We start from the raw sequence: 12,197 nt of genomic DNA on the forward strand, positions 1-12,197 counted from the left end.
CTGACCCATATGGTGAGGGGATTGTTTTTTATGGAAAAATCGGCCCACAATATCAGTGATTTGCCACCAGGAATGCCGTCGGGGTTCGCTGGCGATGGCAGCCAACGGCTGCCATTCGGGATAGAAGACATGCGCGCTTGGAGCCCAAAACATGATGAAGACTCCCCTCAGGTTATCCGTTCACCCCGCCCGGTTCTTCTCGCTTCCTCCCTGCCGTCGTCTCGCGCTGGTGAGCCTGCCCTGTCTGCTGCTGCTGACGGGGATCCTGGCCGGGGTCAGCTTTGATCCCCTGGCAGAGCACAACCTCTATACCGTCGGGGCTCTGGCCGAAGCGCTCAACGTGCTGACCCTGCTGTTCATGTTCTGGGTGGTGCAGTGTGCCCAGATCACCTTGAGAACCTATCTCTCCCTCACCGGCGGGCTGACCCTCTGGCTCGTTTCCGGCGTCATCGATCTGATGGATGAGGCCTATTTCCAGCCCTGGTGGCTCTCCACGGTGGAAGACAGCCTGCGCACGATCGGCATGCTGGCCTCGGCCTGGGGTGTGCTGCTGATGGTGCAGCAGATGTATGGCACCCAGATGCGGCTCTCCTCCCTCGCCATGTCAGACGAGCTGACCGGGCTCTCCAATCGCCGGGCGTTTCGCGCCGTGCTGGAGGCGCACGGAGAGGAGGGGACGCCGCTCCTGCTGCTGGATCTCGATCACTTCAAGCTGATCAACGATCGCTATGGCCACGCCATCGGCGACAATGTACTGCGTGAATTCAGCACCCTGCTGCGCCAGCTCTGCCCATTGGATGGGGTGGTGGCACGCCTTGGGGGAGAGGAGTTTGCCATCTGGCTGCCCGGCATGACGGGCGACAAGGCCCGTGCGCTGGCGGAGCAGATAAGGTGCGCGACCGAAGAGCTGGTCTCAGGTGACGGGGTAAGATTCACCGTGAGCCTTGCCCTGGGCATCAGCCAGAGCGGGGAGGGGGGGGATGCCCTGCTGCAGCGCACCGATCTCGCCCTCTATCAGGCCAAGCATCTGGGACGAAACCGGGTGGAGCTGGCGTGATGGCGCCAGGGGATGCCGCAGCCAGCGGGCCAGCAGGTTCATCCGCCTTCATCTTGTCAGACTTGTTCCCTACAATGTCCGCCTCCATGCATTCGAGCCCTCTCATTCGCGATGAAGGGCAGGTCCCGCTCTTCAGGAAGCCTTCATGATCCCCTCTCACTCCTTGTTTGATGCCCATTGGCGCTGGCTGTCACTGCTTTCCCTTGCCCTGCTGTCGGGTTGTGCCAGCGAGCCTCCCGCCCCGACCAGCCCGGCGACGCCGGCGGGGCGCCCCATTCCCAAGGCGATGCAGCCGCAAAAACCGGCCGACATGAAGAGCCGTATCGTGCGCTTCCTGCCGCGCAACGTGGTGGACAAGCCGGGCTGGGCCAATGACGTGGTGACGGCGCTCACCACCCAGGGGCTGACGGTGAGCGATCACAACGTCTGCAGCGTGCTGGCGGTGGCGGAGCAGGAGGCGACCTATCAGGCGGACCCCGTGGTGCCCAACCTCAACAAGATTGCCTGGAAGGAGATCAATGCCCGGGCCGGCAAGCTGCTCATCCCCGAGTTCATGGTGCGCACGGCCCTCTCCATCCAATCCCCCACCGGCAAGAGCTATGCCGAGCGCATCGACAAACTTCGCACCGAGCGGGAGATGAGCGAGATCTTCGAAGACATGATAGGCAGCGTCCCCATGGGCAAGCAGCTCTTTGGCAATCTCAACCCGGTACGCACCGGCGGCCCCATGCAGGTGAGCGTCGCCTTTGCCGAAGCCAACGCCCGTGGGTACCCCTATCCCGTGAAGGAGTCCATTCGCCACGAGGTGTTCACTCGTCGCGGCGGCATCTGGTTTGGCACCAAACACATCTTCGGTTATCCCGCGGACTACCCGGATACCCTCTATCGCTTCGCCGACTTCAATGCGGGCTGGTACGCGAGCCGCAATGCGGCCTTCCAGGCGGCGGTAAGCCGGGTGAGTGGCAAGCCCCTGGCCCTGGACGGGGATCTCATCCGCTACGACTCGGATTTGCCCGGCAAGACCGAACTCGCGGTCCACAGCATCGCCAGCCGCGTCAACATGAGCAAGCAGGCCATTCACCAGAGCCTGAAGCTGGGGGACAGCAGCGACTTTGCCAAAAGCGATCTCTACCACAGGGTCTTCGCTCTGGCCGACAAACAGGCCGGGACACGGCAACCCCGCGCCATCTTGCCCGGTATCCAGCTAAAGAGCCCCAAGATCACCCGCAACCTCACCACCGCCTGGTTTGCCAAGCGGGTGGATGACAGGGAGCAATCCTGCGTACGGAAGATGGCGACAATTAAGTGATGAGGCGTTTGGTCAGTAAGAAATATAACAGCCGGTTGCCATGATTAATGACAACCGGCTGAAGTCATTAATAGGCTCTCCAGCGATACCCCTTGGCCTGCATACAATCGGTGATGACTTCGTTTTTTTCCTCATCAGAGATATTGTTCAGACGGATCTCATATTTGCATTGAGACAATGCAGTGAGAGTGTCATCGTGTGACACGCCCTCTTTTCTCCATGTTGGCTGCGGGTCAGATGCGCAGGATGTCAGCAATATACTCATGCTGGCGATCACCATTGTTACCGATATTTTTTTTATGCTCATTCATCAATTCCTTTGAATAGAGGTTATCTGGGTTTGTGATTATGGCCCCATGGTTGCCAGGTCTGTACCGCGGTTATTTTTCTAGCGTGTAATTTTGAATGATGTCATCCCCCTGCATTTTGGATATCCGCTGCATCCCCAAAACTGGGTGCCTTTATGCTCCCCTCGGCTGGCGGTACGCAATACCATAAGGTTGCCACATCGGGGGCATGCAGGACTCTGCTCCGTGGGAGCAGGCAGGATGCGAGAGGAGGCAGTCGTGTTGTCAGCCAGAAGGGTAGCAGAGGGTGATTTTCGTGAGGGCGCCAGGTGGCGCGCCTTTAGTTGTGCAACATGTTGTCTGTGGGTCTGCCAGTTGGGAGTCAATCGTGTTTTCTGGATGGTCTTGACCACCTGGATGATGTCTGCAGGGGTCAATACCTGTGTGGTCTTCTCCTTGATATATCGGATCAATCCACGGTTCATGACGTTGTCCGGCATTGGCGTCTTGAAAGTACAGTCGCCAATAAAGTAAATCACTGAGTGCAGTTGCTGATCCGCTAGGCCCAACAGGGCCTTCAGGGTCATGACGTGCAGATGATTTTGATGCAGCGGGTTTTGAAAACGATGCTTGCGGCGATATATCTGCTGAGTCCAGCTTTTATGGGCCGGATTGCCGAATATCCATCCTTTCATGTTTTTTGTTTCGATCACGAACAGGCCAAACCGCGAAACAATCACATGATCTATCTGGGTAGTGCCCTGAGAAATCGGCAGGGTCACATCCTTGAGCAGGTGATATTCCCGTTTGTCGAGAAAGAGCCCGAGGCAGAGATTGAGAAACCACTCCCCGACCATCCCTTTGAACCAGGGGCTTTTGACTATCGCGGCCAGCAACAGCAAGGGGAACACAAACCAGAGTTTGGTCAGCAACGGTGCCAGCAGACTGGTCACATCCATCTCATTCCTCCTCGGCTGTCGAAGCCATATCCGGCGCTACTAGCCAGTCCTGTTGGCTGGCAATGAACATGGGGCCCACTGGTGCCAGATGGAGTTGAGTGGGCGACAAAGCATGACTGTAGTGAGTGGTGTGCAGGAACGAAGAACAATCTTTATCAACTGGGCGGTACATCACGCAATTTTGGCTCCAGAGGGGCATCCACCATGGCGTACAGGCAGAGAAGGCCAATGGCGTGAGAGGGCTAAAAACTCATCGCCAATCCGATGGAGTAGCCGCTGGTACTGTTGCTGAACATATAGCGGGCCACCAGCCGGGTGCGGGTGATGAAAATGTCGTACTTGCTGCTGTCGAGTTCGAGGCCAAGTCCCAGGGAGTTGAGGCTGTTGAAACCGAGCAGCCCCCGTTGCTGCCCCAGGTATTCGGTTCTGGCCCCTTCCAGCACGTAGCGAAGGGGCCTGTCCAGCAGGGTCCAGTGCCACAGGGGGGCGCGGCGGCGCAGGTAAAGCCCGAGGTTTTCCGCATCGGCCTGACCGCTGACGCTCTCGGCGGTGCCGGTGAAGCTTTGCAGATGCTGGTAGGAGTAGCGCAGCTCGGCATCGATGTCCTGGGCGGCGGAGAAGAGCTCATAGTCCAGCATCAATGAGCCGCCGAGGCCGTAGACATTGAGGGTGCCGCCGTCGAGGAAGTCCAGATTCTGGCCGCTCCTGTGCTCGAGCAGGGCGGCCCCGATGCGAAGGTCGCTGGCCACCGTGCCCAGGGTGACATTGGCGATGGGCCGCAGCACCAGATTGCCACCAAAGCGATCCCGGTGGACGCCGACATCCCAGCCGATGCCGCCGGTGGCGCTCAGGCTGTTCCATTTGGTGGGAATGGTGCGGGTCTCGTTGCCATCGGTGAACACGAACTGGGGATCGTAGCGGCTGTAGCCCAGGGTGCCCTCCAGATAGAGGGGAACATCCTCGCTCAGGGTGGCGCCACCCCCGAGCTGGGTGATGGTGAGGGCGGAGGTGTCGTTGGTGCCGCTGCCGATATCAAGGTTGCTGGCGGTGATATCCGGCACCACGGCGTAGCTCATGAGGGAGACGACGGCGTTGGCGCGCTGTTGCACCAGGCTCTCGTCGCTGGCACGGGCCTTTGTCACAAGACCGGCAGAGACGCCGGCAATAACCGCCAGCAAGGAAAGTGTGTGAGAAGAGAGCTGTCTTGCCATACCTGGCTCCATGAGTAGCCCGTCCATTGGGGCATGTTCACACTGTAACGGGTTTCATCTGGCTTGGCAGCCAGGCAAGGGCAGGCCCGTCCTGTTTTGGAGTGTGCGCATTGGCCTGATGGGCCAAGCTGCCCTCGCTTTGGCGGGGGCAGGGGGCCGCGAGAAGGGTGAACCGCTGGGCAGAAATCACAGACATTAATTTATTGTTCAGTTCCCCGGGTGTATAAGAGGCCTCCCATACGAACATTGGGGTGGTAGCAGGGATGGATTACCAGACGGGGCCTTCGGGTCATCATGACGAATGCGCATTACGTTGATGGGAGTCACACCAGATGCAGGACATGCTGCTTGCCATATGGCATCAGGATTTTGATCAGCTTATACAAATGCAGGCAATCGGTCTGCTCGTCACCTGTCTGGTGGTGATCCTCTTCCTTGAATCGAGCTTTGTCTTTCTGCCCCTGCCCGGTGACAGCCTGGTGCTGCTGGCGGGCGGTCTGGTGGGCATGGGGGTGCTGGGGCCCGAGGTGACCTTGCTCTATCTGCCGCTCGCGGCCGGGATAGGGAGCGTGCTCGCCTACTGGCAGGGGCAGGCACTGCATGGCACCCGTTTCATGGGCCATGTGGAGCGAATGATCCCGGAAGGGAGCCTGCCCAGAGCCTCCCGACTGCTGGATCGTTACGGCTTCTGGGCCATGTTCGTGTCCCGTTTCATCCCCTTTGTGAGAGTGTTGACCCCCATGTTGATGGGAGTCTCCCGCCTGCACCTGCTGCGGGTGGCCGTGGCGAGTTTTGCCAGCGCCTTCCTCTGGTCCCTGGTATTGAGCATGGTGGGCAAGATGGTGATGGCGACCCCGGTCTTTGCCCATCATCAGGAGCTGCTGACCAAGTGCCTGCTCGTCACCTCTTTCGGGCTGTTCGTCATTGCGGTGGCGGCCATCGGCATGCGGCTGCTCAAGCGTCCGAGCAAGCGGGTGCGCTGATCTCACTGCCCGGGCTGCGCCTGCTGCCGCGTGTGGCGGGCGCAGCCCCCGGAAAAATACAGGCCATTTGAGGCGGCATTCCTGTCGCCTATCTGTTACACTTCGCGCCCGCCATTTTCCGGCTCATCTTCTGATCTGATGTCAGACCCAGCCGTCCTTGGCTTCATGCCTCGCCGATGCCAGGCCACACGCCGGCCCAGGCCATCCACGCCAACTACAGCTCCGCTGGAACACAGGAACCCAACATGAGATTTGAATCGTTCGATTTTGCCCCCGAGATTTTGCGCGCCATCTCAGATTGCGGTTATCAGGAGATGACCCCTGTGCAGAGCCAGGCCATCCCGGCCATTCGCCGTGGCCGCGATGTGCTGGCCAGTGCCCAGACCGGTACCGGCAAGACCGCCGCCTTTGCGTTGCCCATCCTGCAACGCCTGGTAGACAACCCGGCGCCGGTGCAACCTTCCAATGCCCGCGTGCTGATCCTGACCCCGACCCGCGAGCTGGCGGCCCAGGTGGCGAGCAATATCAACGATTTCGCCAAGTATCTGGGGATCTCCACCCTCACCATCGTGGGTGGTGGCAAACAGGATGTGCAGGCCAAGAAGCTCAAAGCGGGCGCACACATCATAGTGGCCACCCCTGGCCGTCTGCTCGAGCACCTCACCGCCTGCAACCTGAGCCTCTCCGGGGTCGAGACTCTGGTGCTGGACGAGGCGGATCGCATCCTCGACATGGGCTTTAGCGCCGATGTGCAGCAGATCCTGCAGGCGGTCAACAAGACCCGCCAGAACCTGCTCTTCTCCGCCACCTTCTCCGAGGCGGTGAAAAAGCTGGCCAACCTCATGCTGGACAAACCCCAGGTGGTGGCCGTCGACAAGCAGAACTCCACTGCCGACACCGTGAGCCACACCGTCTATCCGGTGGAACAGAAGCGCAAACGCGAGCTGCTCTCCGAGCTTATCGGCAAGCAGAACTGGCAGCAGGTGCTGGTGTTTGCCAGCACCCGCGAGAGCTGCGATGAACTGGTGGAGGAGCTCAACCTCGACGGCATCAAGTCTGCCGTGGTGCACGGTGACAAGGCCCAGGGGAGCCGTCGCCGTGCCTTGCGTGAATTCACCGAAGGCAAGCTGCGGGTGCTGGTGGCCACCGAGGTGGCCGCCCGCGGCCTGGACATTCCGAGCCTGGAATACGTGGTCAACTATGATCTGCCGTTCCTCGCGGAAGATTACGTGCACCGTATCGGCCGAACCGGTCGCGCTGGCAAGAGCGGCATGGCCATCTCCTTCGTCAGTCGCGAGGAGGAGCGCACCCTGCTGGAGATCGAGGCCCTCATCGGCCAGAAAATCCGTCGCATCATGGTGCCGGGTTACGAGGTGAGCAGCCGTGACGACCTCATCAAGCAGTTGCAGGAGCGCCGCCGCTTCGGCAAGCGCCCGCAGCGTGAAGACAATGCCGCCGCCCAGGCCATGGCCGAGGCGAAACTGCAAGGTCAGCGCCTCAAGCGTCTGGCGGCGGCCAAGAAGCCCCGTCAGCCGAAATAAGGCAACGTCGCCCCCTCCCGGTCGGGGAGGGGCGTTTACTCTCCAAAGGCGCCACTGGCGCCTTTGTGCTGTCGATGACGCGGCCCCTGGCCGCCCCGTTTCAGAGGATCCGAGATGACCCTTCCTGCTTACAATCAGGCCCTGCTCGAGATGGCCCGCCAGAGCCTGGCGGAGCTGGAGCGCACCGCTGCCCAGAAGACGGGCAAACGCACCCCCGCCCAGGAGAGCCACTTTCTCTGTACCTGGATGGCGGATTCTCTCAAGGAGAAACGCTTCTCCCGGCTGGTGATGGAGGATCTCAAGGCCTGGGTGCAACTGGGGCGGACGCTGGGGGCGGGGGCCGATCTCAAGGGGCTGCTTGAGCGGGTGCAGCGCCAGTATGAGCGTGCCATGTATGAGCCGGTACAGCTGGGGGCGCGCCTGGCCGATCTGCTTTTGGCGCTGGAGGGGGCGGGCTGGCTGGTGTTCACCGACAGCGAACTGAACACCCGGCAGCGGCTGCTGAGCCAGGGGCAATCCAGCCTGATCATCTCGGCCAGCGAGTATCAGGGCCATATCGAGGGGGGTGAGCTGGTCAAGCCCCTCACCCTCTATGTGCGCGGGGACGAGCAGGTACTGGCCGAGGCGGCATTTGCCCGGGGCCTGCTGCTGAGCCAGGGCAACAAGAAAACCACCCTGGTCAAGCACCACAAGGCCTATCGGCTGATGCCGGGCAACGCGCAGCCGGCCCTGGCGCTGCTGGCCTCCTGATCCCGCCTTCTCATCCTGTCACCCGGCCCTGCGCCGGGTTTTTTTATGGCAAATGCCCCCCACGGGGTTGCCTGCACGCTCGGGCCGGGCGGGCAATCTTTGTCGCAGCCAAGGGGCTCCCCCTCTGATGGGGGGCGTCCCCCATATGGAGGGATGGTGGGGTGGTGCTTCTGCTCTAGGGTGGATGGGCCCCAAAGAGGGCCTTAAAGGAAGCGGACCGCCTGACAAGGCGACACTCAATGAATGAGGAAACATGATGAAAGCGACTCCAATTGCCCTGTTGCTGGCCGGCGTGCTGGCGTCCCCGCTCTGCGCCGCCGGACTCGATGCCCGGCTCACTCTGGTGGAGGGCAGCACAGACGATGTGCGCGTCAACCTGACCCTGACCAACACCGGGGAGAAGCCGGTTCGTCTGCTCAAATGGCAACTGCCAGGCAGCGAGGATGCCCCCCTGTTCCAGGTGGAGCGTGACGGCCAGCCGGTGGATTACGAAGGGGCCCTGATCAAGCGGGCCGCCCCGAGTGACAAGGACTACCAACTGCTCAAGGCAGGCCAGAGCCTGACTGTGCAGGCGGAGGTCTCCGGTCTCTACGACATGAGCGCCCAGGGCCAGTACAGCATCCGTTACCTGCTGCCGACCGTGGCGCAGGAGGGGAAAGCGGCCAAGGCCAAGCAGGCCCAGGCGAGCGAGTCCAATGCCGTGACCCTCTGGGTGGACGGGGTGAGCGACGATCGGGTGCTGGCCAAGGCGGCGGTGACCGAGCCCCAGGCGGTGAGCGCCTCGGTCAGCTTCAGCGGCCGTTGCACCAACACCCAGAAGAGCGACATCCTGGCTGCGCTCGATGCCGCGAGTGGCATCGCCAACAACTCCAGCAGCTACCTCGCGGTGGACAAGCCGAATGGACAGCGCTACCGCAGCTGGTTTGGCGCCTATGACGCCACCCGCTGGAACCAGGCCGAGACCAACTTCAGCAAGATCAAGGATGCCATCGACAACAAGCCGCTCACCTTCGACTGCGGTTGCAAGCAGAGCTACTTTGCCTATGTCTATCCGGACCAGCCCTACAAGGTCTATCTGTGCAAGAGCTTCTGGACAGCGCCGGTCACCGGGACCGATTCCCGCGCCGGCACCATTGTCCACGAGCTGAGCCACTTCAACGTGGTGGCGGGCACCGACGATCTGGGATACGGTCAGGCCAATGCGCGCAATCTGGCGAGCACGGATCCCCAGAAGGCCCTGAACAATGCCGACAACCATGAATATTTCGCCGAGAATACCCCGAGCGAAAATTGAGTTGCAAACAGGGGCCGGATGGCCCCTTTTTTGACGGAGGCACCATGATGACACTCTTGCTCACCACCCTGGCACTGGCGCCGTTGCAGTGCGAGCTGTCGGTCAGCGCAGAGAGCGGGGTGAACGAACCCCTGCCCCTGGTGATGACCCTGACCAACCGGGGGGAGACGCCCCTCGAGGTATTGACCTGGTTCACCCCCTTCGAGGGGTGGTTTGCCGATGCCATCGACCTGACCCGCGATGGGCAGCCGCTGGACTATCGAGGGCCGCTTGCCAAGCGAGGTACCCCCGGGGACGGCGACTTCCTGCACCTGGGGGCGGGGGAGCAGAGCCAGGCCGATGCGGACCTGGCGCAGGCCTACGATCTGTCCCAACCGGGCCGCTACCGGCTCAGCTATCGTGCCCAGCCCCTGACGCTGACCAAGGGCGTGGCGCCCAGCTGCCCCGCCATCGACTTTACCCGGGTGGCCCCCTAGGCGATCTGCGGCTTGCCCTTGGTATCCAGCAGCCCGACGGCGCGGGGGGCCACCGCCAGACCGCGTGACGATTGGCTTTCCCGCCAGCAGCAGTGCACCAGCGTGATCACATGGTCATCCAGGGTATCGTCTTTATCCGGATGACACAGGGGATGGGCCACCGAGTGGGTCGATAGCAAAATGATGAACATGAGGGGCGGTCCAGCCATGCCATGCACCGGGCCGACTCGTTTACACCGTCAAGGAGGAGTCATGGCACTGGAACAACTGAAACGGGAGCTGGAGCGCTTTGGCGAGCAGAATGACGGCGCGCAACACTCCCGTGGCAGCAAGATGCTCAACATTACCCGCGACACCGGCGAACTGCTGGCGGTGCTGGTGCAGACGAGGGGGGCGCAGGCTGTGCTGGAGATCGGCACCTCCAACGGTTACTCCACCCTCTGGCTGGCCGAGGCAGTGAAACGGCTGGGGGGCCGGGTCACCACCATCGAGCTGGACGAGGGCAAACGGACCATGGCGGCGACCAACTTTGAGCGGGCCGGGCTCACTCCCTGGATTGAGCAGTTGGCGGGGGAGGCCGGCAGCCTGTTGCCCTGCCTGCCGACGGCGGGCTATCAGCTCATCTTCCTCGACTCCGAGCGCCGCCACTACCAGGCCTGGTGGCCCGAGATCCAGCGCCTGCTTGCCCCTCGTGGCCTGCTGGTGGTGGACAATGCCATCTCCCATGAAGACGAGATGATGGAGTGGATGGCACAGGTGCGGCGTGACCCCGATTTCCTGACTTCCCTGGTGCCGGTGGGCAAGGGGGAGTTTCTGGTGGTGCGGTGCTAGAGCGCAGCACCAAAGCCAGGCATAAAAAAACAGCCCCGCACGAGCGGGGCTGTTTGCATGGCTGCTTGGTTATAACGGCAGATCACACGGCCAGGTAGTCCATGATCCCTTCGGCCGCCTTGCGACCCTCATAAATGGCGGTCACCACCAGATCCGAGCCGCGCACCGCGTCACCACCGGCGAACACCTTGGGGTTGCTGGTCTGGAAGGCGTAGTCCGCCTTCTCGGACGCCTTGATGCGATCCCGGCCGTCGAGCTCGACGCCGTGCTCTGCCATCCAGGGCTGGGGGTTGGGCTGGAAGCCGAACGCCATCACCACCGCATCGGCGGGCAGCACCTGCTCGGAGCCTTCAATGACTACCGGATTGCGGCGGCCATTGGCATCGGGGGCGCCAAGCTCGGTGCTCACCACCTTGATGCCGCAGGTGCGGCCGTGAGCGTCCAGTTCGACCCCGACAGGTTGCAGGTTGAACATAAATTCCACCCCTTCCTCCTGGGCGTTTTTCACCTCCCGCTTGGAGCCTGGCATGTTCTCGGCATCCCGGCGGTAGGCGCAGATCACCCGATCGGCCCCCTGGCGGATGGCGGTGCGCACGCAGTCCATGGCGGTGTCGCCGCCCCCCAGCACCACAACCTGCTTGCCGGCGAAGTCGATGTAATCGGCTTGCGCCTTCTCAAAGCCCAGCAAGCGATTGGCGTTGGAGATGAGGTAGGGCAGGGCGTCGTAGACCCCCGGCGCCTCTTCGTTGGCAAAGCCGCCCTTCATGTACTTGTAGGTGCCGACCCCGAGGAAGACCGCATCGAACTCGCCGAGCAGATCGGCGAAGGTGACGTCACGGCCCACTTCGGTCTCGAGACGAAACTCCACTCCCATCCCCTCGAAGATCTCGCGGCGGCGCTGCATCACCTCTTTCTCCAGCTTGAAGGAGGGGATACCGAAGGTGAGCAGGCCGCCGATCTCCGGGTACTTGTCGAACACCACAGGGGTGACGCCATTGCGTGCCAGCACGTCGGCACAGGCAAGGCCCGCGGGGCCCGCGCCAATGACGGCGACCCGCTTGCCGGTCTTGACCACCTTGGAGAGATCCGGGCGCCAGCCCATCTCGAACGCCTTGTCGGTGATGTATTTTTCGATGTTGCCGATGGTCACGGCGCCGAATCTGTCGTTGAGGGTGCAGGCACCCTCACACAGTCTGTCTTGCGGGCAAACGCGGCCACATACCTCCGGCAGGCTGTTGGTCTGGTGGGAGAGCTCCACCGCCTCCAGAATGCGTCCCTCGTTGGCCAGCTTCAGCCAGTTGGGGATGTAGTTGTGTACCGGGCACTTCCACTCGCAATAGGGGTTGCCGCAGTCGAGGCAGCGATCAGCCTGCATGCCGACCTGGGCCTGGTTGAAGGGCTCGTAGATCTCCACGAACTGGATCTTGCGGATCTTGAGCGGCTTCTTGGGCGGGTCGACCCGCTGGACATCGATAAACTGGAATACGTTCTGGCTCATA

General features: G+C 61.8%; 12 protein-coding genes and 1 pseudogene. 8 read left to right on the forward strand and 5 right to left on the reverse strand.

Features of this window, described 5'->3' with window-relative positions; all coding sequences use genetic code 11:
• Positions 1–151: 151 nt before the first annotated feature.
• Entirely contained in the window at positions 152–1,057 is a 906-nt protein-coding gene (locus H7R73_RS09275) for a GGDEF domain-containing protein (RefSeq protein ID WP_103260343.1), read from the forward strand.
• Positions 1,058–1,202: 145 nt separating this feature from the next.
• Complete coding sequence (locus H7R73_RS09280) at positions 1,203–2,366, forward strand: DUF1615 domain-containing protein (protein WP_182951673.1); 1,164 nt, start codon at positions 1,203–1,205, stop codon at positions 2,364–2,366.
• Positions 2,367–2,433: 67 nt separating this feature from the next.
• On the opposite strand, the gene H7R73_RS09285 is transcribed toward H7R73_RS09280, so the two are convergent.
• The 3 genes from H7R73_RS09285 to H7R73_RS09295 all read right to left on the reverse strand — a co-directional run bounded on the left by H7R73_RS09285 (position 2,434) and on the right by H7R73_RS09295 (position 4,823).
• A complete protein-coding gene (locus H7R73_RS09285; RefSeq protein WP_052224769.1) occupies positions 2,434–2,673 on the reverse strand; it encodes a hypothetical protein in 240 nt (79 codons plus the stop codon).
• 81 nt (positions 2,674–2,754) lie between these two features.
• Positions 2,755–3,612 (reverse strand): nuclease-related domain-containing protein, encoded by an 858-nt coding sequence (locus H7R73_RS09290; RefSeq protein WP_182951674.1) that lies wholly within the window; start codon positions 3,610–3,612, stop codon positions 2,755–2,757.
• Positions 3,613–3,854: 242 nt separating this feature from the next.
• On the reverse strand, positions 3,855–4,823 hold the full coding sequence (locus H7R73_RS09295; RefSeq protein WP_103260341.1) for an autotransporter domain-containing protein: 969 nt from the start codon (positions 4,821–4,823) through the stop codon (positions 3,855–3,857).
• A 332-nt stretch (positions 4,824–5,155) separates the two neighbouring features.
• On the opposite strand from H7R73_RS09295, the gene H7R73_RS09300 reads away from it, so the two are divergent.
• The 5 genes from H7R73_RS09300 (at position 5,156) to H7R73_RS09320 (ending at position 9,867) form a co-directional block, all read left to right on the forward strand.
• A complete protein-coding gene (locus H7R73_RS09300; protein WP_010675180.1) occupies positions 5,156–5,806 on the forward strand; it encodes a DedA family protein in 651 nt (216 codons plus the stop codon).
• Between the two features lie 245 nt (positions 5,807–6,051).
• On the forward strand, positions 6,052–7,347 hold the full coding sequence (locus H7R73_RS09305) for a DEAD/DEAH box helicase (RefSeq protein ID WP_180344881.1): 1,296 nt from the start codon (positions 6,052–6,054) through the stop codon (positions 7,345–7,347).
• 114 nt (positions 7,348–7,461) lie between these two features.
• Positions 7,462–8,097 (forward strand): DUF2913 family protein, encoded by a 636-nt coding sequence (locus H7R73_RS09310; RefSeq protein WP_042014673.1) that lies wholly within the window; start codon positions 7,462–7,464, stop codon positions 8,095–8,097.
• A gap of 253 nt (positions 8,098–8,350) precedes the next feature.
• The gene (locus tag H7R73_RS09315; protein ID WP_182951675.1) at positions 8,351–9,391 is read left to right on the forward strand and encodes a M35 family metallo-endopeptidase; all 1,041 of its coding nucleotides are present in this window, start codon (positions 8,351–8,353) and stop codon (positions 9,389–9,391) included.
• Between the two features lie 44 nt (positions 9,392–9,435).
• Positions 9,436–9,867 (forward strand): hypothetical protein, encoded by a 432-nt coding sequence (locus tag H7R73_RS09320; protein ID WP_041213092.1) that lies wholly within the window; start codon positions 9,436–9,438, stop codon positions 9,865–9,867.
• On the opposite strand, the pseudogene H7R73_RS09325 reads toward H7R73_RS09320, so the two are convergent.
• Positions 9,864–9,992 (reverse strand): annotated as a pseudogene (locus H7R73_RS09325) (questin oxidase family protein); the annotation flags it as partial. The gene H7R73_RS09320 and the pseudogene H7R73_RS09325 sit on opposite strands and share 4 nt — an antisense overlap.
• 127 nt (positions 9,993–10,119) lie before the next feature.
• Here H7R73_RS09325 and H7R73_RS09330 point away from each other — a divergent pair.
• Entirely contained in the window at positions 10,120–10,698 is a 579-nt protein-coding gene (locus H7R73_RS09330; RefSeq protein WP_103260339.1) for an O-methyltransferase, read from the forward strand.
• 82 nt (positions 10,699–10,780) lie between these two features.
• Here the strand turns inward: H7R73_RS09330 and H7R73_RS09335 are convergent, their stop codons facing one another.
• Positions 10,781–12,196: an FAD-dependent oxidoreductase gene (locus tag H7R73_RS09335; RefSeq protein ID WP_103260338.1), complete on the reverse strand. Its 1,416-nt coding sequence runs from the start codon at positions 12,194–12,196 to the stop codon at positions 10,781–10,783.
• Position 12,197 lies beyond the last annotated feature (1 nt).

The sequence above is a fragment of the Aeromonas sp. WP2-W18-CRE-05 genome (assembly GCF_014168615.1).
GTDB classification, from domain to species: Bacteria; Pseudomonadota; Gammaproteobacteria; order Enterobacterales; family Aeromonadaceae; genus Aeromonas; species Aeromonas caviae.